The organism is Streptomyces sp. NPDC004126 (assembly GCF_050275515.1).
Lineage (GTDB): Bacteria > Actinomycetota > Actinomycetes > Streptomycetales > Streptomycetaceae > Streptomyces.
Genome location: NZ_JBNNPF010000015.1, coordinates 1 through 24,911 on the forward strand (window position 1 = coordinate 1; position 24,911 = coordinate 24,911).

The following is a 24,911-nucleotide window of genomic DNA, read 5'->3' on the forward strand; positions in this document are numbered from 1 at the left end:
TTCCGGGGCGGGACGGCCTGTCAAGGGTCGCCGAAGGCGATCGCGAAGCGACGCGACCGAAGGGAGCGCCCTTGACAGGCCGGCCCGAACCGGAAAGACGATGGGACTGACGGGAAACCCCCAAACCCTCCCTGGCTCCCGCCCCAGGAGATCCCGCCCACCCAACCCCGGCCGCGCAGGCCCCCCAACCGGGTGAGTCCCCCCGACCCGCCCCTCACCCTCGTCGGCCCTCCCCCTTCCCCGTGGCAGCATCGGGCGGCGGAGGTGATTACATGACAAAACGACTACTGCGGATCGCCTGCCTCGCCGCCGTCTTCGTCGCCGCCGGCCCCCCGGCCGGCGTCCACGCCGAGCCGGCTCCGCACCCCCGGCTCGCCGCCGTCCCCGAAGCCCTCCCCGCCCGCGGCGTCGGGGAGTTGCTCACCCGCCTGCAGGGTCTCTACCAGCAGGCCGAGGAGGCCAGTGAGGCCTACAACGCCGCCGAAGCAGCACTCAAGGCCCGCCGGGCCGACGAGGCGCGGCTCACCACCGAGCTCGGGCGGGCCCGTTCCGTGCTCGACTCCGAGCGGGCCACCGCCGGGCGGCTCGCGCGGGAGCAGTACCAGGGGGTCCGGGGCGGCAGCCTCTCCCCGTACCTGCGGTTGCTGCTCTCCGGCGACCCCCAGCAGGCCGTCGACCAGCGCCGGCTCGCCGCCCGCGAGGGTGCCCGGCGGGCCGGGGTCGTGGCGCGGCTGGAGCGGGACCGCAAGGCGGCGGGGACGCTGGCCGGTGCGGCGCGCAAGGCCCTCGACGCCCAGGCGGCGCTGGCCGCGCGGCAGAAGGAGGCACAGACGGAGGTGACGGGCCGGCTCAAGGAGGTCGAGCGGCTGCTGGCGGCGCTCACCCCGGAGGAGCTCGCCGGGCTCGGGGCGCACGAGGCGGCCGTGACCGCCGGGGCGCAGCGGACGCTGGTGGACTCGGGCCGGCTGCCCGCCCGTACGACCACGCCGACGGCGGCGGGCGGGGCCGCCCTCCGCTACGCGGCGGCGCAGATCGGCAAGCCGTACGCGTGGGGGGCGGAGGGGCCGGGTTCGTTCGACTGCTCGGGGCTGACCTCGCAGGCCTGGGAGCATGCCGGGCGGTCCATCCCCCGCACCAGCCAGGAGCAGTGGGCGCGGCTGACCCGGGTTCCGCTGGACCGGCTGCGTCCCGGGGACCTGGTGGTGTACTTCCCGAAGGCGACGCACGTGGCCCTGTACGTCGGGGGCGGCAAGGTGATCCAGGCGCCCCGTCCGGGGGCGACGGTGAAGGTGTCCCCGATCGCGGCGAACCCGCTGCTCGGGGCGGTCCGGCCGGATCCGGAGGGGGCCCCGCTGGCGGAGTTCACCCCGCCGCCGCTGCCCGAGGCCGCGGCGGCGGGGGACGACGCTGGCTATTCCGCGGAGGAAGAGCCGGACGGGGAGAGCGACGCGGCGACCTCCGCCAGGTAGTCGGCCGTGTCCTCGGGGTCGTAGAAGTACGAGTCGAAGTCGGCCGGGTTGTCGAAGCCGTTGGCGAATCGATTCGCCACCGGCTGGAGCTGCCCGGCCGCACCGATCAGGTTCAGCACGTGCTCCGGCGGGACGCCCAGCATGGCGTTGGTCCACTGGGTCACCGGCTTGCCGGAGGTGAACCAGTACTTGTCGAAGGTGGCCTTCATCCACGCCTCGTCGAACGGCTTGTCTCCGTGCATGAGGATCGAGGAGAGGTACGAGGCCGCGCACTTGGCCGCCGAGTTCGAGCCCTGTCCCGTGATGGGGTCGTTGGCCACGACCACGTCCGCGACGCCCAGGACGAGGCCGCCGCCGGGCAGGCGCCCGATGGGGTTGCGGACGACCGGCGCGTAGCGGCCCGAGAGGGTGCCGCCCGCGTCCGTCAGTTCGACCTTGGTCGCCCGCGCGTACTCCCACGGGGTGTACTTCTCCATGAGCTCAAGCGTCAGCGCCAGGTGCTCGGAGGGGTCGTTGACGCCCCTGAAGACGTCCAGCGGGCCGCCCGGCAGGCCCTCCCAGAACAGGATGTCGGCGCGCCCCGAGGTGGTCAGGGTCGGCATGACGAACAGCTCGCCGACGCCCGGGACCAGGTTGCAGCGCACGGCCTCGGTGTCCGGGTGCTCGCGGCGCGGCCCGAGGCCGTGGACGTAGGAGACGGCCAGGGCGCGCTGGGGGGTGTCGTACGGGGAGCGTGCCGCGTCCCGCCCGAACATGGACACCAGCTCGCCCTTGCCGGCGGCGACGAGCACGAGGTCGTACGTCCGGGAGAAGAAGTCCAGGTCGGCGACGGAAGCCCCGTGCACGACGAGCTGTCCGCCGCGCTGGGTGAAGGTGTCGAGCCAGCCCGCCATCTTCACGCGCTGGTCCACGGACTGCGCGTACCCCTTGAGGCGGCCGAGCCAGTCGATGGCGCGGGAGCCGTCGGGGGCTGCGACGGAGACGCCCAGGCCCTGGATCTTCGGGGCCTGCTTCTCCCAGAAGTTCAGCTGGAGGTCCCGCTCGTGCTGGAGCGCCGTGTCGAACATGCACTGGGTGGACATGACCCGTCCGGTGCGGATCTCGTCCGCGGTCCGGTTGGACATGAGGGTGATCTCGTAGCCCTTGGCCTGGAGGCCCAGGGCGAGCTGGAGACCGGACTGGCCGGCCCCGACGACGAGTATCTTGCGCATCACGTTCTCGATTCGGGGGGAGGGGGAACGGACCTACTCGGGGGTGGCGTCCAGTGCGTGGCCCACCAGGGTGAGCAGGGACTCCACGACCGTGGTCCGGCGCCGCGCGTCCATGATCACGACGGGGACGCTCGGCGGGATGGTCAGGGCCTCCCGTACGTCCTCCACGTCGTAGGAGCGCGAGCCCTCGAAGTGGTTCACGGCCACCGCGTACGGCAGCCCGCAGGTCTCGAAGTAGTCGAGCGCGGGGAAGCAGTCGCGCAGCCGGCGCGTGTCGGCGAGCACCAGGCCGCCGATGGCCCCGCGTACGAGGTCGTCCCACATGAACCAGAACCGTTCCTGGCCGGGGGTTCCGTACACGTAGAGCACGAGGTCGTCGTCGAGGGTGATGCGCCCGAAGTCCATCGCGACGGTGGTCGTGCTCTTGTCCGGGGTCCCGGTCAGGTCGTCGGTGGGGACGCTGGCCTGGGTCATCACCGCTTCGGTGCGCAGCGGGGTGATCTCGGAGACGGAGGACACGAAGGTGGTCTTGCCGACGCCGAAGCCGCCGGCGACGAGCACCTTGACGGCGACGGGGGCGCGCGAGCGGTCGTACTGCCAGGGCTGGACGGGCTCGTCGTCCACGAGGCCCGTCACGCCGGCGGGGGCGCCGGCGGTGAATTCAGAGACGGCGGAGGCCACTGAGCACCCTTTCCAGCAGCGCGCGGTCGGGCCGGCCGGTGCCGTATCCCGTGCCGTAGACGCGTATGCGGCCCTGGTCGGCGAGGTCGCTGACGAGGACCCGGACCACGCCGAGCGGCAGCTTCAGCAGTGCGGATATCTCGGCGATGGTGCGCATCCGGCGGCACACCTCGACGATGGCGCGCATCTCGGGCATGCGGTCGGGCGTCTTGGCCGGGCCGCTGTCGAGCGTGGCGACGAAGGTCTCCACCAGCAGCACCTGCGGGAAGCGGGTGCGGCCGCCCGTGAGGGAGTACGGGCGGACGCGGGCGGGGCGGCGGTCGGCGCCGCGTATCGGCAGCCGGTCGGAGGCCGTACTCCTCACGGGTTTTTCTCCATCGACTGGCGCAGCTCGCTGCGGACTTCGGGGGTCAGGACGTGGCCGGCGCGGCCGACGAAGAGGGCCATGTGGTAGGCGACGACGCTCATGTCGCAGTCGGGCGTGGCGTGCACGCCGAGCAGGGAGCCGTCGCTGATGGACATGACGAAGACGGAGCCGTTCTCCATGGCGACCATCGTCTGCTTGACCGTGCCGAACTCCATGAGGGCGGCCGCACCGGTGGTGAGGCTGCCGAGTCCGGACACGATGGTGGCGAGGTCGGCCGAGGCGCCGCGGGGGCCCTTGGGGCGGTCGCCCCGGGCGGATTCCGCGGCCGGCTCGGAGGAGAGCAGCAGCAGCCCGTCCGAGGACACGACGGCCACGGAGTTGACCCCGGGCACCTCCTCGACCAGGTCGGTCAGCAGCCACTGCAGGTTGCGGGCCTGGGTGCTCAGTCCGTACGTACTGGGCGCGGTCATGTGCGTGCCTCCTGTGCGGTGTCCCCCTGGTCGGTGTGCCCCTGCCCCCGGTCCTGCGCGAGTTCTTCCGCTGCGACCCGGCGCCCGTCCTGGGCGCCCTGGTAGAACCCGCCGAGCCGGCGGCGCAGTTCCTCGGCGTCGACCCGGCGCGGCTCGGGGCGGGCCGCTGCGGGGTTTCCGATGCCGGGTGCCGCCACGGAGCGCGGGGTCCGCTTGGGCAGGCCCTTGGCGGTGACGGGCTGGGGGGCGGGCTCGGCCATGGGCTCGGGGTGGCTGCCCTGGCGGGGGACGAAGCCGTCCTCCGCGTCGGCGGCCCGCCGGTGGCTGGACTGTTCGGCGTCGTGCGCCGGTCCGGTGTTTCCTTCGTCCGTGTCCGCTTCGGCCGCGACCCGCGCGTGGGGTTCCTGCTCGGGGGCGGCCGCGGTGAAGACCTGGTCGGCGGGGGGCGGCGGCGCGTCCTCGAAGGCCTCGGCGAGGGTGACGACCTTGGCGGGCTCCGCCTCGGGGGTCACCGGACCGGCGTCGTCCTGCGCGGCCTCGGGGGCGGCGGCGGTGTCGTCGGCGCGGGCGAAGGCCCCGGCTCCGAAGGCCTCGGCCACCAGGGACCCGGCGTCGTAGGTGTCGGACTCGTACACCTCGGCGTCGAGGTCCTGCTCGACGGCGTCCGCGCCGTGCGCGTCGGCGGCGTCCACGTCGGCGGCGTCCGCGCTCACGTCCGCATCCGCATCCGCATCCGCGTCCACGCCCGCGTCGAAGGCCTCGGCGAGCGTGACGACCTTGGCGGGCTCCGCGTCGGCGGCCACGGGCTCCGCGTCGGCGGCCGCCGGCGGCGCGTCCGTGGCGGCCTGCTCCGCCGCGGGCGGGCGCAGCCGCGGCGGCAGGGTGTTCTCGTTGGCCTCGGCGATCACGCCGGGCAGCTGGAACGCGGGGGCGCCCGGCGTGGCCAGGGTGTGCACCGGGGAGCTCGGCGGGGCGTCCGGCAGGAGCGCCTCGGGGACGACGACCAGGGCCTCCAGGCCGCCGTGCCGGCCGGCGCGGAGCTCGGCGGTGACGGCGTGGCGCGCCGCGAGGCGGCCGGCGACGTACAGGCCGAGTCCCAGGCCGTGTTCGGCCTCGGGTTCCTCGTCGTAGGCGTCGGGGGTGGACAGGCGGGTGTTGAGGGAGGCCAGGCGGTCCTCGGTGACGCCGATGCCCTCGTCCACGACGGAGAGGACCACGTCGCCGGCGTCGTTGAGCCAGCCGGACACCTTCACCTTGGCGTCGGGCGGGGAGAACGTGGTGGCGTTCTCCAGGAGCTCGGCGAGGACGTGCGAGATGTCGTCGGCGGCGTGCCCGGCGACCTGGGTGTAGGAGGGCATGGCGGCGAGCTCGACGCGCTCGTAGCGCTCGATCTCGCTGACGGCGGCCCGCATGACGTCGACCAGGGGCACGGGCAGGCTCTGGCCGTGGCCGTGTTCCTGTCCGGCGAGGACCAGCAGGTTCTCGTTGTGGCGGCGCATGACGGTCGCCAGGTGGTCCAGCTTGAAGAGGGTGGCGAGCCGGTCCGGGTCGCCCTCCTTGGACTCCAGCTCCTCGATGACCGCGAGCTGGCGCTCGACGAGGCCGAGGGTGCGCAGGGAGAGCGAGACGGAGGTCGTCGACATGATGCGGCGGTGCTCTTCGAGTCCCGCGCGCAGCTTGGCGAGCTCCTCCTCCAGGACCTCGCGGCCGCCGGTGAGGGCTTCGTTGCGGCCGATGAGGCGGCGGCGGTCGGCGTCGAGCCCGGAGACCTTGGTGTGCAGGGCGACGGTCTGGTCGCGGACCGCGTTGAGGTGGCGTACGACCTCGGCGAACTCGTCGTTGCGGCCGGTGAAGCGGACGGGCTCCTGCGAGCCCTCGGGGGTCGCGAGCCGTTCCGCGCCGCGCCGCAGCACCGACAGGGGTCTGGTGAGGGAGCGGGCGACGGCGGTGGAGAAGCCGATGACGAAGAGGAAGAGGACGCCGAGTCCGGCGACCATCAGCTCCATCCGGGTGACGTCGTCGTCGCGCAGCTTGGTGAAGGCGCTGACGCGGTCCCCGGCCAGGGTGGACTCCACCGAGCGCATCCGGTCGATGCGGGCGGTGAGGGTGGTGGCGAGGGCTGCGGCGTCGGTGGCCTTGCGCTCGGCCGGGGTCAGGGTGGACCGCTCGGTGAGGCGCTTGAGCTGGTCGTCGGCGGCCTTGACCTCGGGGCCGGTGACGGTGGCGGCGAGGGTCTGGCGTACGGCGGGGCGGGCGGCGCGCGCGAAGTCGTCGAGGGCGGCCTGTTCGCGCACGCGGGAGCGCTGGGCGGCGCCGGTGAGCTCGTCGGCGACGGCGGAGTTCGGGGTCTGCTCGGCGCGCGGGACGGCCAGGGCGGCGAGCAGCAGGCCGCGGGTGGCGGACGCCTGGTCCACGGCCTGGCCGAGGGGGGCCATGGGCCGGGTGACGGCGAGGGCGGCCTCGGCGCGCGGCGGGGTGAGTTCGGCGAGGCGGTCGCCGGGTGCGAGGAGTTCGGTGAGGAGTCCGGCGTAGGCCTGCTGGGCGGCGAGGGCGGTGCCCTTGCCGTCGACGGCTTCGGCGCGGACGGCCTTGACCTTGCCGAGGGCGCGGGCGAGTTCCGCGTCGGCCTCGGGGCGGAGTTCGGTGATCTGCCGGTCGGTGCGCGCGGTGCGCTCGTCGACGGGGGCCTTGGCGTTGCCGGGCCGGCCCTTGGCCGCGTACTCGACGACGGCGTCGCGCTCGTCGCCGAGGAGGTGGGCGAGGGTGAGGGCGTGCTGCGTCTGCTCGGCCAGGGTGACCAGGCGCTGGGAGTCGTTCAGTTCCCTCGTGGCGGAAACGACGGCGGGGGTGCCTGCCGCGAGGACGGTGAGTCCGGCGACTGCTACTCCGACGACCAGCCTGCTGCGGACGCGTACGCGCCGTCCTGCGTTGGCGGGTGCGTCGGCGCTGGCGGTGCCGTTCTTCCGAGACCGCTTCTTGGACACCGGTGCTCGCAATCCTGTACGTGTGCTCGTGCTCGTCTACTCGTGTGGCCGAGGTAACGGCCGGTCAACAAGTAAACGCCCCCTGCCCCCTCGTACCGCCTCAGACCTTCGCAGTGTGTTGGGAGGAGAGCCGCACATCGCCCACCCGGCCACTCGAAGGAGTGAACATCACGGAGGAGTGGCCGACCAACTCGGGCACCGCGTGCCAGTGGCCCGGCATGGACGGGCGGTTGAAAGAACGCGGCGGGCTTTGGCAGTATGCCCGCCCACATTTCGCGGTGGGCGGGCGGCGGGGGCTTCCGGGCGGCCGGGCCGACAGTTCCGGGCATTGGTACGGACCTTCCGGCCCTTCAGGGGTCCCGGCGGGCAGAATGTCCGCATGCGCATCGACCTGGCCTCCGAACCCGGCAACCCGGAACACCCCAACCAGGACTGGGTGTCGGCGTCGGCACCTGCGTCGGGAGGCGGCGTCGTGGTCGTCCTGGACGGGGTCACCCCGCCGCGCGGGGACGACGGATGCGTGCACGGAGTGCCCTGGTTCTCCACCCGGCTCGGCGGCCGATTGACCGAACTGTCCGGATCGCGGCGGGACATGCCCCTGGAGGGGGTCCTGGCCCGGGCGATCACCGACACCGCCGACGCGCACCGGGACACGTGTGACCTTTCTCACGCACGGACCCCGCAGGCGACGGTGGTCGTGGTCCGCTGGGACGACACGTACGTGGAGCACTTGGTGCTCTCCGATTCCGTGCTCCTGCTCCGCGGGCCCGGCGGTGCGGTCACGCCGGTGCTGGACGACCGGCTGGACCGGGTGCCGGAGGGGGTGCGCGGCTCGGTGGCGGCGACGGACGCCCTGCGCAATGCCGAGGGGGGCTTCTTCACGGCGGCCGCGGACCCGGCGGTGGCGGCCCGGGCCGTCACCGGGCGCACCCCGCGCGCGGAGGTGCTGGCGGTGGCCGCGCTCACGGACGGGGCGAGCCGCTGGACGGACACGTTCGGGGAGGGCGACTGGGCGGCCTGCCTGGACGTGCTGCGCAAGGAGGGGGCGCGGGGGCTGATCGGGCGGGTCCGGGCCGTGGAGTCGGACCCGCTGCGCCCGCCGGCCCGGCACAAGCGGCACGACGACGCCTCGGCGGTCTACGCGGAGCTCTGAGCCCGCATCCGCCCCGGGGGCTACTCCTCGCCGGAGTTCAGCTGGTTGAGCAGCCGGGCCAGCTCCGCGACCTCGCCGCGGTCCCAGTCGGCGAGCTTGCGCATGTACTGCTCGCGCCGGGCCCCCCGTACGCGCAGGAAGCGCTCCCGGCCCTCTTCCGTGAGGCCGACGAGGAAGGCGCGGCCGTCGGCGGGGTCCGGCTCGCGGGCCACCAGGCCGAGCACCTCCAGGGCGCGCAGCTGGCGGCTCATGGTGGCCTTGCCGACGCCGAAGTAGGCGGCCAGCTCGGTGGCCCGCTGGCGGCCGGCGGCCTCCAGGCGGACCAGCAGGCCGTACGCGGCCGGCTCCAGCTCCGGGTGCAGGGCGCGGGCCATCTCGCCGGAGGAGGCCCGGGCGCGCCGCAGGAAGACGGACAGCTCCCGCTCCAGGGCGAGGAACTCCTGGTCTTCGCTGCCGTGCACGTGCCGCTCCCATCGGTGGCGGGGCACGCCGTGGCACCCCTGTTCGGGACCAGTATTTCGCAGCGGGTGCGCCGAGGACCCGGGGCCCCGCCTGGGGGTCCCCCCGGACGGAGTCTGGGGGAGGGGTCCCCGGGCCCTCAGCGGACCGTGTGCGCCTTCCGGATCAGGCGGCCTTGGTGAAGGACACCACCGCCGGGGCGAGGGCCAGCTCCAGCACCTGGCGCACGTCCGTCACCGGGTGCACCTCCAGCCCCTCCAGCACCTCGCTCGGGACGTCGTCCAGGTCCGCTTCGTTCCGCTTGGGGATGATCACGGTGGTCAGCCCGGCCCGGTGCGCGGCCAGCAGCTTCTGCTTGACCCCGCCGATCGGGAGCACCCGCCCGGTCAGCGAGACCTCGCCGGTCATGGCCACGTCCGTGCGGACCTGGCGGCCGGAGAGCAGGGACGCCAGCGCGGTGGTCATGGTGATGCCCGCGCTCGGGCCGTCCTTGGGGACGGCGCCCGCCGGGAAGTGGATGTGCACGCCCCGGTCCTTGAGGTCGGCGACCGGCAGCTCCAGCTCCGCGCCGTGCGAGCGCAGGAAGCTGAGGGCGATCTGCGCCGACTCCTTCATGACGTCGCCCAGCTGGCCCGTGAGGGTGAGCCCGGCGGCGCCGGTCTCCGGGTCGGCGAGGGAGGCCTCGACGAACAGGACGTCGCCGCCGGCGCCGGTGACGGCGAGGCCGGTGGCCACGCCCGGGACGGCCGTCCGCCGCTCCGCCGGGTCCTGGGCGGACTCGGGCACGTGGTGCGGGCGGCCGATCAGGCCGCGCAGCTCGTCCGCGCCGATGGCGAAGGGGAACTCCCGCTCGCCCAGTTCGTGCTGGGATGCCACCTTGCGCAGGAGCCGGGCGATGGACCGCTCCAGGGTGCGCACGCCGGCCTCGCGGGTGTACTCGCCGGCGAGCTTGCGCAGCGCGTCCTCCTCCAGGACGACCTCCTGCGCGGTCAGCCCGGCGCGCTCCAGCTGGCGGGGCAGCAGGTGGTCGCGGGCGATGACGACCTTCTCGTCCTCGGTGTAGCCGTCGAGGCGGACCAGCTCCATGCGGTCGGCGAGGGCTTCGGGGATGGCCTCCAGGACGTTGGCCGTCGCGAGGAAGACGACGTCGCTGAGGTCCAGCTCCACCTCCAGGTAGTGGTCCCGGAAGGTGTGGTTCTGCGCGGGGTCCAGGACCTCCAGGAGGGCCGCCGCCGGGTCGCCGCGGAAGTCGGAGCCGACCTTGTCGATCTCGTCGAGGAGGACGACCGGGTTCATCGACCCGGCCTCCTTGACCGCCCGCACGATGCGGCCGGGCAGGGCGCCGACGTAGGTGCGGCGGTGGCCGCGGATCTCGGCCTCGTCGCGTACGCCGCCGAGGGCGACGCGGACGAACTTGCGCCCCATGGCGTGGGCGACGCTCTCGCCCAGCGAGGTCTTGCCGACGCCGGGGGGCCCGACGAGCGCGAGGACCGCGCCGCCGCGCCGTCCGCCGACGACGCCCATGCCGCGCTCGCCGCGCCGCTTGCGCACGGCGAGGTATTCGGTGATGCGGTCCTTCACGTCGTTCAGCCCGGCGTGCTCGGCGTCGAGCACCGCCCGGGCGCCCTGGATGTCGTACGCGTCCTCGGTGCGCTCGTTCCAGGGCAGTTCCAGCACGGTGTCCAGCCAGGTGCGGATCCAGGAGCCCTCGGGGCTCTGGTCGCTGGACCGCTCCAGCTTGTCGACCTCCTTGAGCGCGGCCTCGCGGACCTTCTCGGGGAGGTCGGCGGCCTCGACGCGGGCGCGGTAGTCGTCGGACTCCTCGCCCTCCTTCTCCCCGCCCAGCTCGCGGAGCTCCTTGCGGACGGCCTCCAGCTGGCGGCGGAGCAGGAACTCGCGCTGCTGCTTCTCGACGCCGTCCTGGACGTCCTTGGCGATGGACTCGGCGACGTCCTGTTCGGCGAGGTGGTCGGAGAGCGCCTTGACGGCGAGGCGGAGGCGGGCGACCGGGTCGACGGTCTCCAGCAGCTCGACCTTCTGGGCCACGCTCAGGAAGGGCGAGTACCCGGAGTTGTCGGCGAGGGCGGAGACCCCCTCGATCTGCTGCACACGGTCCACGACCTGCCAGGCGCCGCGCTTCTTCAGCCAGCTGGTGGCGAGGGCCTTGTACTCCTTGACGAGCTCGGCGACCGCTCCGGGCAGCGGGTCGGGCACCTTCTCGTCGACGGTCTCCCCCTCGACCCAGAGCGCCGCCCCGGGCCCGGTGGTCCCGGCGCCGATCCGGACGCGGCCGCGCCCGCGGATCAGCGCCCCGGGATCGCCGTCGGAGAGCCGCCCGACCTGCTCGACGGTCCCCAGCACTCCGATCCCGGCGTACTTCCCGTCGACCCGCGGCACGAGCAGCACCCGGGGCTTCCCGCTGCCCGCCGCCGCCTGGGCCGCCTCGACGGCTCCGCGGACCTCGGCGTCGGACAGGTCCAGGGGAACGACCATCCCGGGCAGCACGACCTCGTCGTCGAGCGGCAGTACGGGCAGGGTGAGCGATACGGACGTCGAAGCCATGATCTTCCCTCCGGCAGTGAAGTTGAGCTATGCCGACTCAATGCTTCTGCGTCCGGCAATGTTCCCCAACGCCCGTTCGCCGGGGGCGAACACGTTTTGCGGGCCCTCCGTAGCACCATGACGGCATGGCAGACATACGACGGACCGTCAGCTCGGGCTCCCCGCTGGAACCCCGGATCGGCTTCTCCCGCGCGGTGCGGAGGGGGCCGTACGTGGCCGTCGCCGGCACCGCTCCGATCGGGGACGACGGCTCCACGGTCGGCCCGGGCGACGTCCACGCCCAGACGGTGCGCTGCCTGGACATCGCGCAGCGCGCCCTGGAGGAGGCCGGCGCCTCGCTCGCCGACGTCGTGCGGACCCGGATCATGCTCACCGACATCACCGCCTGGGAGGAGGCGGCGCGGGCCCACGGCGAACGCTTCGCCGCGGTCCGCCCGGTGACGACCTTCATCGAGGTGTCCCGCTTCATCGACCCGGCCTGGCTGGTGGAGGTGGAGGTCGACGCGGTGACCGACTAGACCGGCTGGACCGGCTGGAGCGGCTGGAGCGGCTGGACCCGCTCGACCGGCTAGACCGCGGAGAGGCGGATGTCGCCGGAGCTGGTGCGGACCGCGATGCGGGACGGGGCGTCGGGGGCGTCCCCGAGCGTGACGTCCCGCTTGCCCGAGGCGGTGTCCACGGACACCCGGTACGGGGCCTGCGGCGCCCGCAGGGTCACGTCGCCCGAGCTGGTGGTGACGGACACCGAGGCCGGGGCCTTCGCGAAGCCGACCGTGGAGTCCCCCGAGCTCGTGCGGAACTCGAACTCCGGGCCGGACAGCTCGGCGGCCGTCAGGTCCCCGGAGGAGGTGCGCACCTTCAGCGGGCCCGCGATCCGCTCGGCCCGGACGTCGCCGGAGGAGGAGTCCAGCTCGGCGGAGGCCACGCCCGTGACCGTTATGTCCCCGCTGCTGCTGCCCGCCTTGAGCCGCACCGAGGCCGGCACCTCCAGCCGGTAGTCCACCCAGCAGCTGTCCCCGTCGCCGCTGCAGCCGTCGGTGAAGCCCAGCACCCCGCCCGAGACCCGCTGCCCCGGCTCGGGCGCGGTGTCGCCCCGGTAGTGCACGACCCGGTGCACGGTGACCCCGGGACCGCTGCCCGGGGTCACCGTCACCGACCCCCGCCGAAGGCCCGTCAGCTCCACCGCGGTGACGGCCTCGGTGAAGGTGGCGTCGGCCTCGGCCGTCTTCAGCCTGGCTTCCTCCACGAAGGAGCAGCCCGACAGGAGCAGGGCCGAGGCGGCGACGGCGCCGGCGAGAGCGGTGCGGACGGTGCGGGAGGAGGTGTGGAGTGCCATGCCGACGAGTCTGCCGACCGGGCGCGCGGACCGCGCTGGTGCAGGTATCCGAACCCGGGGTGGGGCTAGCCCCACCCCGGTCAGGGCCCCGTCACCACCGGCCGCAGCTCCGAGGGCAGGCCCCACTCGCTCCACGACCCGTCGTACACCGCGGTCTCCCCGTACCCGGCCAGGGTGGCCCCCAGCGCGAGCACGCAGGCCGTGACGCCCGAACCGCAGCTGAAGTAGAGCCGCTCCCGCTCCCCGGCCAACGCCCCGAAGGCCTCGCGGAGTTCACCGGCGGGCCGCATCAGGCCGTCCTGCCCCTGGAGTTCGCCGAACGGCAGGTTGAGCGCGCCCGGCATGTGCCCGCCCCGCAGCCCCGGCCGGGGCTCGGGGGCGGTCCCGGCGAACCGCTCCCGGGTCCGGGCGTCGAACACGGCGGCGGCCGGATCGGCGAGCGCGTCGGCGACGACCCCGGCGTCCACCAGCAGCCCGGGCCGGGGCCGGGCGGTGAAGGAGCCGCGCGGCCCCTCGTACGCCGCCGCCCCGGCCTCCACGTCCAGCCCGGCGGCGACCCACGCGGGCAGTCCCCCGTCCAGCACGGCCGCCCGGTCGAAGCCCATGGCGCGCAGCATCCACCAGGCGCGGGCGCTGGAGTAGATCCCGGCTCCGTCGTACACGACCACCGTGTCGGTGTCGTCCAGCCCGAGCCCGCGCAGTGCCCCGGCGAAGTCCGCCGGGGAGGGCATGGTGTGCGGGGCCGGCGCCGCGTGGTCGGAGAGGGCGCCGTCGAGGTCGAAGGGCCGCGCGCCGGGGATCCGCACGGCAGCCCGCCGGTGCGCCCCGACGGAGGCGTCGAACACCACGACCCGGCCGAGCCGCTCCGCGAGCCAGTCGCTGCCGACGAGGGGGCCGGGTATCTCGGGTACGGGCATGCGGGAACCTCCGGTCGCGGCGTCGAACACGATCACGGCCCATCCTGACCGATCCGCGGCCGGGCCGGCCCCTGAACCGCACGTCACCCGCACGTCCCCCGCCAGGCGTACACCGCCACCCGGGCCCCGCGGACCGGGGTCACCGAGCAGCGGTCGAACGCCTGCGCCAGGGCCTCGCGCTTCGCCGCCTCCGCCGGGTCGCGGTCCAGCGGCTGGTCCGGCGGGTCCAGCAGGGCTATCACCCTCGGGGCGGCCAGGACCGCCGCCCGGACGCCGTCGGCCGGGAGCTCCGTGCCGTGCAGGGTGCGGGACTCCGCCGGGGTGCGGGACAGGGCGACGTCCCGCAGGGAGCCGTACGCCCCGGGTGACGACAGCAGCCACTCCCGCCGCCGGGACGGCATGAACAGCACCGCGTCCCCGGGCCGGGCCAGCTCCCGCACCGCCGCCGCGACGGCGAGGGCGTCGTCCTTGCGCGCCTCCGGGGTGCGCAGCCACACCGACCACCCCGCGAAGGGCACCAGCAGGGCCCCGGCCAGCAGCCACGGCGCCCACCGCGTCCGCGTACCGCTCGCCCGCGCCCCGGCCAGCACGGCGAGGCCGGCCAGCGCGTAGAGGACGTACCGATCGACGTACCAGGGGTGCACGAGCGAGACCGCCATCAGCAGCCCGGGCGGGAGCAGCGCCAGGGGCACGGCCACCCGTACGAGGTCCCGGTCCCCGGCCCCCCGCGCCAGCAGGGCCACCGCCGCCGCCAGTACCGCGTACGCCGCCCAGTCCTGCCACGACGGCCGCCCCAGCCAGCCCAGCTGGGCCGCCGCCTGCCGGGCGCTCACCAGGGCCAGCGGGAGCAGCCCGGCGAGGACGGCACCCGCCGCCCGGCGCCAGCCAGGCGCCCGCCAGGCGGTGAACGCGTGCGCCGGCAGGGCCAGTACGGCGAACTCGTGCAGCCAGCAGCCCAGCAGGAGGACCACCGCGTAGGCCGCCCACCGCTCGCGCAGCATCAGGTACGTCGCCCAGGCCACGGCCGCCGCGACCAGCGCGTACGAGCGGCCCTCCTGCGCGTACGCCTGCACCGGCGGCAGCGCGGCGTACGCGGTGCCGGCGATCAGCGCGGCCCGCTCGCCCGCCAGCCGGTGTGCCACGGCGGCCACTCCTGCGGCGGCGAGGGCGGTGCCGGCCACGGACGGCAGCCGCAGGGCCCAGGGGCCGCCGTCCCAGAGGGCGAAGACCCCGTGCATCAGCAGGTAGTAGAGGCCGTGCACCGCGTCGACCTGTCCGAGCAGTTCCCACAGCCCGCCGAGGGGACGGTGGGCGACCTGCCAGGTGGTGGACTCGTCGCGCCACATGCTCCCGCCGCCCGCACCGCGCGGCAGGCCCCACAGCCCGAGGAGCACGGCGGTCAGCGGGGGCAGCGTGCGCCAGGGGGTGATGCGGCGGATGGCGGCCTCCGGGTGCTTTCCGTTGCGGGGCGGGGGCTTCATACTCGGTGTTCGGTCGGAGTACCTGCGGAGGTGGGTGTGCGAGCGATCCGGGCGGCCGGGGCCGCGACGGTGGTGCTGCTGGGCGCGGTGCTGGTCCTGGCCGGCTGCGGTGGCGGGTCCGGGGGGCCTCCGGACGCGACGGCGGCCCCGACGGCGTCGGCGACGGCGACGGCGGCCACCACGACGCCTCCCCCGCCCACGACCCCTCCCCCGGCGGCCACCACCCCGCCGGCATCAGCCCCCACACCCCCCGCGGCAACCGTCGCGGCCTCCGAGACCCTCGTCCGCGTGACCCGCAGCGGCGGTTTCGCGGGCCGGACCAGGACCGTCCTCGTCAAGGGCGACGGCTCCTGGACCCTCCTCGACGACCGGGCCCGCGACCTGCGGTCCGGGAAGCTGGAGCCGGCCCGGCTGGAGGTGTTGCGCGGTGCGCTGCGGGAGGCGGACTTCGCGCACCTGCCCCGGGTGGCGACGGCCGATCCGCCGGTCTACGACGGGTTCACGTACGCCTTCGTGCACGGCGGTTTCGAGGTCGCCGCGGACCAGACCGAGCTGGCTCCGGGGCTTCGGAAGGTGCTGGACGCGCTGCCCGGATTCGACACGACGGGATGAATCTCTGATTCCGGATGACGCCGTCTCCTGTCCGAACCCCGCATAGCCGCAGGCCGGTGCCTCCTCTACGCTGCACCCCATCACGCGGGATCTTCAGGGGCGGGACATGGAACAGACACACACCACCCACAGCGTCGCCGCGGCCACCCCAGGTGCCCAGCGGCGCGTGCTCGTGGTCGAGGACGACCGCACCATCGCCGACGCCATCGCCGCGCGGCTGCGGGCCGAGGGCTTCCAGGTGCAGACGGCCTACGACGGGCCGGCCGCCGTCGCGGCCGCGGAGAGCTGGCAGCCCGAGCTGCTGGTGCTGGACGTCATGCTGCCCGGCTTCGACGGGCTGGAGGTCTGCCGCCGGGTCCAGGCGCAGCGGCCGGTCCCGGTGCTGATGCTCACGGCCCGGGACGACGAGACCGACATGCTGGTCGGCCTCGGGGTCGGGGCGGACGACTACATGACGAAGCCGTTCTCGATGCGCGAGCTGGCCGCCCGGGTCCACGTGCTGCTGCGCCGGGTGGAGCGGGCCACGCTGGCCGCGACGGCTCCGCGCGGGGCGACGCTGCGGCTGGGAGACCTGGAGATCGACCACGCGCAGCGCAGGGTGCGGGTGCAGGCGGAGGACGTGCACCTGACGCCGACGGAGTTCGACCTGCTGGTGTGCCTGGCGGGGACGCCGCGTGCGGTGCTGTCGCGGGAGCAGCTGCTGGCGGAGGTGTGGGACTGGGCGGACGCGTCGGGGACCCGCACGGTCGACAGCCACATCAAGGCGCTGCGGCGGAAGATCGGTGCGGACCGGATCCGTACGGTCCACGGCGTCGGGTACGCCCTGGAGACCCCGGCGCAGTCGTGAGCGGCCCGCCGCGCGGGCCGGGTCTGCGGCCCTACTCGCCGTTCTCGATCAAGACGAAGCTGGGCGTGCTCGTCGTGGTGTCGGTGTTCATCACCACGGGGCTGCTGATGGTGGCCCTGCGCACGGCCACGGAGCTGCGGTTCATCACGGTCTTCTCGGTGATCGCGTCGATGCTGATCACCCAGTTCGTGGCGCACGGTCTGACGGCGCCGCTGGACGAGATGACGACGGTGGCGCGGGCGATCTCGCACGGGGACTACACGCGCCGGGTGCGGGGTGCCGGGCGCCGTGACGAGCTGGGTGATCTGGCGTCGACGATCAACCGGATGGCCGACGATCTGGAGGCCGAGGACAGGCACCGTCGAGAGCTGGTCGCGAACGTCTCGCACGAGCTCCGGACTCCGATCGCGGCGTTGCGCGCGGTGCTGGAGAACGTGGTGGACGGGGTCTCGGAGGCCGATCCGGAGACCATGCGGACGATGCTGAAGCAGGCGGAGCGGCTGGGCCGGCTGGTGGACACGCTGCTGGACCTGTCGCGGGTGGACAACGGTGTGGTGCCGTTGAAGGCGCGCCGGTTCGAGGTGTGGCCGTATCTGTCGGGGGTGCTGAAGGAGTCGGGGCTGGCGGCCGCGGGGCGGCCGGGGCTGACTTCCGGTTCGGGTGGGCACACCCGCAATGACGTGCATCTTCACCTGGATGTGCACCCTCCGGAACTGACCGCGTACGCGGATGCCGAGCGGCTGCACCAGGTGGTGGCGAACCTGATCGACAACGCGGTGAAGCACAGTCCGGCGCACGGCCGGGTCACGGTCCGGGCGCGGGCCGGGGCGGCGCCGGGGAGCCTGGCGCTGGAGGTCGTGGACGAGGGTCCGGGGATTCCGGAGGCGGAGCGGCACCGGGTTTTCGAGCGGTTCAACCGGGGTTCCGGCGGTGGCGGGGACGCGGGCGGCGACGGGGGCACCGGCCTGGGTCTGGCCATCGCACGCTGGGCGGTCGGCCTGCACGGGGGCCACATCGGCGTGGCCGAATCGTCACGGGGTTGCCGAATCCTTGTCACCCTTCCGGGCAGCTCACAGGTCCCTTCTTGACGTAGGGTTCGAGTGGGAAGGACATGATCTCGGCCACACGTGCCCGGGGTCGTCAGGGGTGCGAGGCCTAGGGGGTCGCAACCTGGCTGCCCCCTACCCGAACCACGCTTGTTTCCCGCCATTCCGATGGGTGAAACCCGCCGTTCGGTGTGACCTGCACGACGGAAGTCCCGCCCGGCCTGCATCACACGCCCTGGGAGGCGTAGCCTTTATCCCCGCTGTCCATACCTTGTGAAGCGGAAGAGGGCGGTTGCCGCCGTGTCGCCACAGTCCCCCAGTAACCCGAGCACCACGACCGACGCAGCAGAGGGCGGGAAGAACCCCGCCTCAGGCTTCGGCGCGAATGAGTGGCTCGTCGACGAGATCTATCAGCAGTACCTCCAGGACCCGAATTCGGTCGACCGGGCCTGGTGGGACTTCTTCGCCGACTACAAGCCGGGTGGCGCTGCCGCCCCGGTGAAGGCGGCCGAACCCATCAAGACCCCGACGACGGACGGCGCCTCCGCACAGGCCGCCACCGCCACCGCCGGGGTTCCTCAGGCCGTCGACGCCGCCACGGGGGCGGCGCCGGCCGCGCCCGCCGCCGCGCCCACACCTGTGTCAGCTCCTGCCCCTGCTCCTGCCACCCCCTCTGGTGCCCCTGCTGTGACTGTCACCTCCCAGGCCCCGGCCGCCGCACCGGCCGCGCCCGCCCCTCAGGCCCCGGCCGCCACCACCCCGGCTCAGAAGGCCGCGCCCGCCACCGAGGCCCCCGCCGGCCCCGAGCTGGTGACGCTCCGCGGCCCCGCCGCCGCCGTGGCCAAGAACATGAACGCCTCCCTCGACGTCCCGACGGCCACGTCCGTCCGCGCCGTCCCGGTGAAGCTGCTGTTCGACAACCGCATCGTCATCAACAACCACCTCAAGCGCGCCCGCGGTGGGAAGATCTCCTTCACCCACCTCATCGGCTACGCGATGGTGCAGGCCATCAAGGCCATGCCGTCGATGAACCACTCCTTCGCGGAGAAGGACGGCAAGCCGACCCTGGTCAAGCCGGAGCACGTGAACTTCGGCCTCGCGATCGACCTCGTGAAGCCCAACGGCGACCGCCAGCTCGTCGTCGCCGGCATCAAGAAGGCCGAGACCCTCAACTTCTTCGAGTTCTGGCAGGCCTACGAGGACATCGTGCGCCGCGCCCGCGTCGGCAAGCTGACGATGGACGACTTCACCGGCGTCACCGTCTCGCTGACCAACCCCGGCGGCCTGGGCACCGTCCACTCCGTGCCCCGCCTGATGCCCGGACAGTCGGTCATCATGGGCGTCGGCTCCATGGACTACCCCGCCGAGTTCCAGGGCACCTCGCAGGACACCCTGAACAAGCTGGGCATCTCCAAGGTCATGACCCTGACCTCGACCTACGACCACCGGGTCATCCAGGGTGCGGCCTCCGGCGAGTTCCTGCGCATCGTCGCGAACCTGCTCCTCGGCGAGAACGGCTTCTACGACCAGGTCTTCGAGTCCCTGCGGATCCCGTACGAGCCGGTCCGCTGGAACCGCGACATCGACGCCTCGCACGACGACGACGTCACGAAGGCCGCCCGCGTCTTCGAGCTGATCCACTCCTACCGGGTCCGCGGCCACGTCATGGCCGACACCGACCCGCTGGAGTACAAGCAGCGCAAGCACCCCGACCTGGACATCACCGAGCACGGCCTCACCCTGTGGGACCTGGAGCGCGAGTTCGCGGTCGGCGGCTTCTCCGGCAAGTCGATGATGAAGCTCCGCGACATCCTCGGCGTGCTGCGCGACTCGTACTGCCGCACCACCGGCGTCGAGTTCATGCACATCCAGGACCCGAAGCAGCGCCGCTGGATCCAGGACCGCATCGAGCGCCCGCACACCAAGCCGGAGCGCGAGGAGCAGCTGCGCATCCTGCGCCGCCTGAACGCGGCGGAGGCCTTCGAGACCTTCCTGCAGACGAAGTACGTCGGCCAGAAGCGCTTCTCCCTGGAGGGCGGCGAGTCCGTCATCCCGCTGCTCGACGCCGTCATCGACTCGGCCGCCGAGGCCCGCCTCGAAGAGGTCGTCATCGGCATGGCCCACCGCGGCCGCCTGAACGTCCTCGCGAACATCGTCGGCAAGTCGTACGCGCAGATCTTCCGCGAGTTCGAGGGCAACCTCGACCCGAAGTCCATGCACGGCTCCGGCGACGTCAAGTACCACCTGGGCGCCGAGGGCACCTTCACCGGCCTGGACGGCGAGCAGATCAAGGTCTCGCTCGTCGCCAACCCCTCCCACCTGGAGGCGGTGGACCCGGTCCTGGAGGGTGTCGCCCGCGCCAAGCAGGACGTCATCAACAAGGGCGGCACGGACTTCACCGTCCTGCCGCTGGCCCTGCACGGCGACGCCGCGTTCGCCGGCCAGGGCGTGGTCGCCGAGACGCTGAACATGTCGCAGCTGCGCGGCTACCGCACCGGCGGCACCGTCCACGTCGTGATCAACAACCAGGTCGGCTTCACCGCCGCCCCGGAGTCCTCGCGTTCCTCGATGTACGCGACCGACGTGGCCCGCATGATCGAGGCGCCGATCTTCCACGTGAACGGCGACGATCCGGAAGCGGTCGTGCGCGTTGCCCGTCTGGCCTTCGAGTTCCGCCAGGCGTTCAACAAGGACGTGGTCATCGACCTCATCTGCTACCGCCGCCGCGGCCACAACGAGTCCGACAACCCGGCGTTCACGCAGCCGCTGATGTACGACCTGATCGACAAGAAGCGCTCGGTGCGCAAGCTGTACACCGAGTCCCTCATCGGTCGCGGCGACATCACGCTGGAAGAGGCCGAGCAGGCGCTCCAGGACTTCCAGGGCCAGCTGGAGAAGGTCTTCGCGGAGGTCCGCGAGGCCGCCACGCAGCCCGCGGTCGCCGCCCCGGCCCCGGCCCCGCAGGCCGACTTCCCGGTCGCCGTGAACACGGCGATCTCCCAGGACGTCGTCAAGCGGATCGCCGAGTCCCAGGTCAACATCCCCGAGGGCGTCACCGTCCACCCGCGTCTGCTGCCGCAGCTGCAGCGCCGCGCGGCGATGATCGACGACGGCACCATCGACTGGGGCATGGGCGAGACCCTGGCCTTCGGTTCGCTGCTGATGGAGGGCACCCCGGTCCGGCTGTCCGGCCAGGACTCCCGCCGCGGCACGTTCGGCCAGCGCCACGCGGTCCTCATCGACCGGGAGACCGGCGAGGACTACACCCCGCTGCTGTACCTGTCGGACGACCAGGCCCGCTACAACGTCTACGACTCGCTGCTCTCCGAGTACGCGGCCATGGGCTTCGAGTACGGCTACTCGCTGGCCCGTCCGGACGCGCTGGTCCTCTGGGAGGCCCAGTTCGGTGACTTCGTCAACGGCGCGCAGACCGTCGTCGACGAGTTCATCTCCTCGGCCGAGCAGAAGTGGGGCCAGACCTCCGGCGTCACGCTGCTGCTGCCGCACGGCTACGAGGGCCAGGGCCCGGACCACTCGTCCGCCCGCCCGGAGCGCTTCCTCCAGATGTGCGCGCAGGACAACATGACGGTCGCGATGCCGACCCTGCCGTCGAACTACTTCCACCTGCTGCGCTGGCAGGTCCACAACCCGCACCACAAGCCGCTCATCGTCTTCACCCCGAAGTCGATGCTGCGCCTGAAGGCCGCGGCGTCGAAGGCGGAGGAGTTCACGAGCGGTTCGTTCCGTCCGGTCATCGGCGACACCACGGTGGACCCGAACGCGGTCCGCAAGGTCGTCTTCTGCGCGGGCAAGGTCTACTACGACCTGGAGGCCGAGCGGGAGAAGCGCGGCATCACGGACACGGCGATCATCCGCATCGAGCGGCTGTACCCGCTGGCGGGCGCGGAGCTCCAGGCGGAGATCGCCAAGTTCCCGAACGCGGCGAAGTACATCTGGGCGCAGGAGGAGCCGGCGAACCAGGGTGCGTGGCCGTTCATCGCGCTGAACCTGATCGACCACCTCGACCTGGCGGTCGGCGCGGAGGTCCCGGCGGGCGAGCGCCTGCGGCGCGTCTCGCGTCCGCACGGCTCGTCGCCGGCGGTGGGTTCCGCCAAGCGTCACCAGGCGGAGCAGCAGCTGCTGATGAACGAGGTCTTCGAGGCGTAGTCGCTGACGCGGCCTGCACGAAGAAGGAAGGCCCGGCCCCCCACCTGGGGGGCCGGGCCTTCCGGCGTCGGTCAGGGTTGCGGTTCGAAGTCCCAGTAGGGGCGGGTCTGTTGGCGGGCCGAGACGGTGTGGACGTGCTGGGGGCCCAGGGTGCGGGTGAGGGCCTTGAGGCCGGCGTCCTCGTGTTTGGAGGCCTCCGCGTCCTCGCGGACCGCGCGGAGGTCCGCCGCGAGGGCGATCTGTGCGCTGAGGGCCATCGGGTGGTCGGGGCCCAGGACCCGTTCGGCTCCGCGCAGGGTCTCGCGGCTGAGTTCCAGGGCGGCGTCCAGGCGGCCGGTGATGTTGCGGTGGCCGGTGGCGTTGAGGGCGCAGCCGAGGGTCCAGGGGTGGTGGTCGCCGAGGGCGCCGCGCATGCCGACCAGGGCCTGTTCCGCGAGGTTCAGGGCTTCGGTGCGCTCGCCCTGGGCGCGCAGCACGAGGGCGAGGTTGCCGACGGTGCCGATGCTGTAGGGGTGGGCAAGGCCGAGCTGGGACTGGTAGCCGCGTACGACTTCCTCGGAGATCCGGCGGGCCTCCTCGATGTCCCCGTACTCGCGCAGGTAGGTGGCGTAGTCGGAGGCGACCATCAGGGTCCAGGGGAACTCGGCGCCGAAGACCCGGGTGGAGCGTTCCAGGACGCTGCGCAGCCGGGAGCCGGCGCCGGGGATGTCGCCGGTGCGGCGCAGGCACTGGCCGAGGTTGTGTTCGGCGCGCAGGGTCTGGGGGTGGTTGGCGCCGAGGACCTGGACGTGGAGTTTGAGGCCCTGTTCCTGGCGGGCGAGGGCTTCGCGGTAGCGGCCCATCAGGCGCAGGCCCATGGCGCAGCCGATGCCGGAGGAGAGGGTGGCGATGTGCCGGACGCGCAGGACGCGTTCGCGGCGGCGCAGGGTGTCGAGGTCGGTGTCGTAGGCCTCCTGGTAGCGGCCGAGGAGGCGCAGGGCGACGGCGACGTTGTTCTGGGCGCCGAGGGTGGTGGAGTCGTCCTCGCCGAGGAGTTCGCGGTAGCTGGCGAAGGCGTGTTCGAGGAGTTCGCGGGCCTCGTCGAACTTGGCGGTGCTGAGGAGGACCCCGGCGTAGGTGCTGGTGGCGCGGAGGGTTTCCAGGTCGCGGTCGCCGCGTTCGGCGAGGAGCCGGTCGGCGACGGAGCGGGCGAGGGTCTCGGCCTGCCGGAAGTGGCCGAGCATGCGCAGGGCGCCGCCGTAGTGGTAGCTGAGCTCGCGGACCTGGTCGTGGTCGTCGCCGAGCATGGCGCGCCATACGGCGTCGGTCTGTTCGGACAGGCGCAGGCAGGTGCGGTACTCGCCGGCGAGGATCAGGTAGCGCAGGCAGTGCAGCAGGAAGTTCTGGATGCGGGGGTTGCTGCTGGTGAGGACGCCGGCGTGGTCGAGGTGGGGGATGAGTTCGGCGTAGCGGGGCCAGAGCCGGGAGTCGGTGGGGCGGCCGGGGTCGGCGGCGGCGAGGACCTGGCGGACGGCGCGGGAGAGCTGGTCGGACTCGTCCTCGGCGAGGTTCTCGCGGACGATGTTGTGGACCATGCGGTGGAGCTGGACGGTCTCCAGGCCGCCGCCGTCCTCGACGGAGAGGTCGGAGTACTCCAGGCGGACGACGGAGAACTGGACGAGCTTGTTGAGGGCGGCGTTCCAGCGGATCTGGTCGTTGAGGATCCCGGCGAGGTGTTCGGGGACGCCGTCGGCGGGGAATTCGCGCAGCAGGCGCAGTGGGACGCGGCCGGGGGCGAAGAAGACGAAGAGCCGCAGCAGGGCGAGGGCGTCGGGGAAGTTCTCGCGGACGTTGTTGAGGAGTATGGCCAGGGCCGTCGGGAAGGGCAGCGGGTAGTCGTCGGAGAGGGTGACGGCCTCGTGGGAGTCGAGGCGGTGCTGGAGGAGGGTGAGGTACTCGCCGACGCCGAGCGGTGAGTCGGCGAGCCAGCCGGCGGTCTGGTCGAGGGCGAGGGGGTAGTCCTCCAGGGCGTCGGCGAGCTGGTCGGCCTCGTCGCCGGTGAGGCGGCGGGCGCGGCGGCGGATGAAGGTGACGGACTCGGGGCGGGCGTAGAGGGGGACTTCGACGAGGCTGGTGTGCCGGGCGGCCCATTCGCGGTTGCGGGAGGTGATGATGACGTCGCCGGCGCCGGAGGGCAGCAGGTCGGTGAGGTCGTCCGGGTTGTCGCAGCCGTCGAAGACCATCAGCCAGCGGTGGTAGGGGGATCCCCGGCGCAGGGCCTCCAGTACGGCCCGGATCTGTTCGCCGTAGCTGCCGGCGCCGCGGGGCAGGCCGAGGGCGGGGGCGAGGTCGGCGAGGCGTTCGCGGAGGGTGGGGCGGTCCTCGGCGGGCACCCACCAGACGACGTCGTACTCGGAGGCGAAGCGGTAGGCGTACTCGGTGGCGACCTGGGTCTTGCCGACGCCGGAGAGGCCGAGCAGGGTGACGGTGGAGGCGCCGGGCGGGGCCTCGGTGAGGGCGTCGCGGAGCCGGCCGATGACGTCGTTGCGGCCGGTGAAGCGGGGGTTGCGGCGCGGGACGCGGCCCCAGATCTCGGGCGGGTCGTTGGGGAAGCGGGGGCCCCGGCGGCCGCTCTCGGTGCCGATGCGGTCGGTGGCGAGGTCGAGGCGGCGCAGTACGCGGTATTCGGCCTCGTAGGCGTCCAGGCCCCACAGGTCGGTCTTCTCCAGGGCGGCGACGGCGCTGGGCAGCGGGGCGTCGGTGAGGCAGACGGCGGCGAACCGGTCGGGGTGGGAGGCGGTGACGGTGCGCAGGGCGGTGTTCCACTCCTCGTCCGTGTGGGTGCCGGCGGAGAAGTAGCGCTCGCTGAGGACCACGAGGATCCGGCCGCCCGCGCGGGCCAGGTCGTCGAGGGCCTCGGTGAGTCCGCCGGGGCTGCCCTGCGGGTCCCAGCGCTGGAGGACGACGCGGTGTCCGTGTTCCTCCAGGCGGTGGGCGATCCAGACCGCCCAGGGGCGGTTGAAGCCCGCGAAGCTGATGACGAAGCGCTGCGCGGGGGCGGCTCCGTCGCGGTCGTGACGCATGGCGGTACCGGTCATGCGGCCGTCTCCCTGGGGTCCGTTCGTTGGACGGGGTGCGGGGCGGTTCGGCTTGAAAGGTACCGCAGGGGA

General features: G+C 73.3%; 18 protein-coding genes. 7 read left to right on the forward strand and 11 right to left on the reverse strand.

Annotated features, from left to right (window positions below; all coding sequences use genetic code 11):
- Positions 1-272 precede the first annotated feature (272 nt).
- Positions 273-1,469, forward strand: a complete 1,197-nt coding sequence (locus ACQKM2_RS16315; RefSeq protein ID WP_427710254.1) for an NlpC/P60 family protein — start codon at positions 273-275, stop codon at positions 1,467-1,469.
- On the opposite strand, the gene ACQKM2_RS16320 is transcribed toward ACQKM2_RS16315, so the two are convergent.
- Genes ACQKM2_RS16320 through ACQKM2_RS16340 form a run of 5 tightly spaced genes read right to left on the reverse strand, consistent with a single transcriptional unit; the run spans position 1,412 to position 7,182 of the window.
- Positions 1,412-2,680 (reverse strand): styrene monooxygenase/indole monooxygenase family protein, encoded by a 1,269-nt coding sequence (locus tag ACQKM2_RS16320; RefSeq protein WP_427710256.1) that lies wholly within the window; start codon positions 2,678-2,680, stop codon positions 1,412-1,414. The two genes, ACQKM2_RS16315 and ACQKM2_RS16320, sit on opposite strands and share 58 nt — an antisense overlap.
- Before the next feature lie 33 nt (positions 2,681-2,713).
- The gene (locus ACQKM2_RS16325) at positions 2,714-3,316 is read right to left on the reverse strand and encodes a GTP-binding protein (RefSeq protein WP_427710482.1); all 603 of its coding nucleotides are present in this window, start codon (positions 3,314-3,316) and stop codon (positions 2,714-2,716) included.
- 25 nt (positions 3,317-3,341) lie between these two features.
- Complete coding sequence (locus ACQKM2_RS16330; protein ID WP_427710258.1) at positions 3,342-3,725, reverse strand: DUF742 domain-containing protein; 384 nt, start codon at positions 3,723-3,725, stop codon at positions 3,342-3,344.
- Positions 3,722-4,198, reverse strand: coding sequence for a roadblock/LC7 domain-containing protein (locus ACQKM2_RS16335; RefSeq protein ID WP_007266520.1), 477 nt, complete (start codon positions 4,196-4,198; stop codon positions 3,722-3,724). The genes ACQKM2_RS16330 and ACQKM2_RS16335 overlap by 4 nt, the downstream gene beginning before the upstream one ends.
- A complete protein-coding gene (locus ACQKM2_RS16340) occupies positions 4,195-7,182 on the reverse strand; it encodes a nitrate- and nitrite sensing domain-containing protein (RefSeq protein WP_427710260.1) in 2,988 nt (995 codons plus the stop codon). The genes ACQKM2_RS16335 and ACQKM2_RS16340 overlap by 4 nt, the downstream gene beginning before the upstream one ends.
- A gap of 379 nt (positions 7,183-7,561) precedes the next feature.
- Here ACQKM2_RS16340 and ACQKM2_RS16345 point away from each other — a divergent pair, with 379 nt between their 5' ends.
- On the forward strand, positions 7,562-8,335 hold the full coding sequence (locus tag ACQKM2_RS16345) for a hypothetical protein (RefSeq protein ID WP_427710262.1): 774 nt from the start codon (positions 7,562-7,564) through the stop codon (positions 8,333-8,335).
- A 20-nt stretch (positions 8,336-8,355) separates the two neighbouring features.
- Here ACQKM2_RS16345 and ACQKM2_RS16350 read toward each other — a convergent pair whose 3' ends face one another.
- Both ACQKM2_RS16350 and lon read right to left on the reverse strand, forming a co-directional pair.
- The gene (locus ACQKM2_RS16350) at positions 8,356-8,796 is read right to left on the reverse strand and encodes a MarR family winged helix-turn-helix transcriptional regulator (RefSeq protein ID WP_050779716.1); all 441 of its coding nucleotides are present in this window, start codon (positions 8,794-8,796) and stop codon (positions 8,356-8,358) included.
- 163 nt (positions 8,797-8,959) lie between these two features.
- On the reverse strand, positions 8,960-11,356 hold the full coding sequence (gene lon, locus ACQKM2_RS16355; protein ID WP_427710263.1) for an endopeptidase La: 2,397 nt from the start codon (positions 11,354-11,356) through the stop codon (positions 8,960-8,962).
- Between the two features lie 125 nt (positions 11,357-11,481).
- Here lon and ACQKM2_RS16360 point away from each other — a divergent pair, with 125 nt between their 5' ends.
- Positions 11,482-11,874, forward strand: a complete 393-nt coding sequence (locus tag ACQKM2_RS16360; RefSeq protein WP_427710265.1) for a RidA family protein — start codon at positions 11,482-11,484, stop codon at positions 11,872-11,874.
- A 50-nt stretch (positions 11,875-11,924) separates the two neighbouring features.
- Here the strand turns inward: ACQKM2_RS16360 and ACQKM2_RS16365 are convergent, their stop codons facing one another.
- From ACQKM2_RS16365 to ACQKM2_RS16375, 3 genes are all read right to left on the reverse strand, one after another.
- Positions 11,925-12,692 (reverse strand): DUF4097 family beta strand repeat-containing protein, encoded by a 768-nt coding sequence (locus ACQKM2_RS16365; protein ID WP_427710267.1) that lies wholly within the window; start codon positions 12,690-12,692, stop codon positions 11,925-11,927.
- Between the two features lie 80 nt (positions 12,693-12,772).
- Positions 12,773-13,609, reverse strand: coding sequence for a sulfurtransferase (locus ACQKM2_RS16370; protein ID WP_427710484.1), 837 nt, complete (start codon positions 13,607-13,609; stop codon positions 12,773-12,775).
- Between the two features lie 83 nt (positions 13,610-13,692).
- The gene (locus ACQKM2_RS16375) at positions 13,693-15,090 is read right to left on the reverse strand and encodes a glycosyltransferase family 39 protein (protein ID WP_427710269.1); all 1,398 of its coding nucleotides are present in this window, start codon (positions 15,088-15,090) and stop codon (positions 13,693-13,695) included.
- A gap of 36 nt (positions 15,091-15,126) precedes the next feature.
- On the opposite strand from ACQKM2_RS16375, the gene ACQKM2_RS16380 reads away from it, so the two are divergent.
- From ACQKM2_RS16380 to ACQKM2_RS16395, 4 genes are all read left to right on the forward strand, one after another.
- Positions 15,127-15,702, forward strand: coding sequence for a hypothetical protein (locus tag ACQKM2_RS16380; protein WP_427710271.1), 576 nt, complete (start codon positions 15,127-15,129; stop codon positions 15,700-15,702).
- A gap of 106 nt (positions 15,703-15,808) precedes the next feature.
- The gene (locus tag ACQKM2_RS16385; RefSeq protein WP_007266510.1) at positions 15,809-16,549 is read left to right on the forward strand and encodes a response regulator transcription factor; all 741 of its coding nucleotides are present in this window, start codon (positions 15,809-15,811) and stop codon (positions 16,547-16,549) included.
- On the forward strand, positions 16,546-17,637 hold the full coding sequence (locus tag ACQKM2_RS16390) for an ATP-binding protein (protein WP_427710273.1): 1,092 nt from the start codon (positions 16,546-16,548) through the stop codon (positions 17,635-17,637). The genes ACQKM2_RS16385 and ACQKM2_RS16390 overlap by 4 nt, the downstream gene beginning before the upstream one ends.
- Positions 17,638-17,895: 258 nt before the next feature.
- On the forward strand, positions 17,896-21,762 hold the full coding sequence (locus tag ACQKM2_RS16395) for a multifunctional oxoglutarate decarboxylase/oxoglutarate dehydrogenase thiamine pyrophosphate-binding subunit/dihydrolipoyllysine-residue succinyltransferase subunit (RefSeq protein ID WP_427710275.1): 3,867 nt from the start codon (positions 17,896-17,898) through the stop codon (positions 21,760-21,762).
- A 71-nt stretch (positions 21,763-21,833) separates the two neighbouring features.
- Here ACQKM2_RS16395 and fxsT read toward each other — a convergent pair whose 3' ends face one another.
- Complete coding sequence (gene fxsT / locus ACQKM2_RS16400; RefSeq protein WP_427710277.1) at positions 21,834-24,839, reverse strand: FxSxx-COOH system tetratricopeptide repeat protein; 3,006 nt, start codon at positions 24,837-24,839, stop codon at positions 21,834-21,836.
- Positions 24,840-24,911 lie beyond the last annotated feature (72 nt).

Bases quoted from the DNA above. Each gene is read 5' to 3' on its own strand.
- ACQKM2_RS16315 (WP_427710254.1), top strand. From the start codon at position 273: ATGACAAAACGACTACTGCGGATCGCCTGCCTCGCCGCCGTCTTCGTC.
- ACQKM2_RS16320 (WP_427710256.1), bottom strand. From the start codon at position 2,680: ATGCGCAAGATACTCGTCGTCGGGGCCGGCCAGTCCGGTCTCCAGCTC.
- ACQKM2_RS16335 (WP_007266520.1), bottom strand. From the start codon at position 4,198: ATGACCGCGCCCAGTACGTACGGACTGAGCACCCAGGCCCGCAACCTG.
- ACQKM2_RS16345 (WP_427710262.1), top strand. From the start codon at position 7,562: ATGCGCATCGACCTGGCCTCCGAACCCGGCAACCCGGAACACCCCAAC.
- lon (WP_427710263.1), bottom strand. From the start codon at position 11,356: ATGGCTTCGACGTCCGTATCGCTCACCCTGCCCGTACTGCCGCTCGAC.
- ACQKM2_RS16360 (WP_427710265.1), top strand. From the start codon at position 11,482: ATGGCAGACATACGACGGACCGTCAGCTCGGGCTCCCCGCTGGAACCC.
- ACQKM2_RS16365 (WP_427710267.1), bottom strand. From the start codon at position 12,692: ATGGCACTCCACACCTCCTCCCGCACCGTCCGCACCGCTCTCGCCGGC.
- ACQKM2_RS16370 (WP_427710484.1), bottom strand. From the start codon at position 13,609: ATGCCCGTACCCGAGATACCCGGCCCCCTCGTCGGCAGCGACTGGCTC.
- ACQKM2_RS16375 (WP_427710269.1), bottom strand. From the start codon at position 15,090: ATGAAGCCCCCGCCCCGCAACGGAAAGCACCCGGAGGCCGCCATCCGC.
- ACQKM2_RS16385 (WP_007266510.1), top strand. From the start codon at position 15,809: ATGGAACAGACACACACCACCCACAGCGTCGCCGCGGCCACCCCAGGT.
- fxsT (WP_427710277.1), bottom strand. From the start codon at position 24,839: ATGACCGGTACCGCCATGCGTCACGACCGCGACGGAGCCGCCCCCGCG.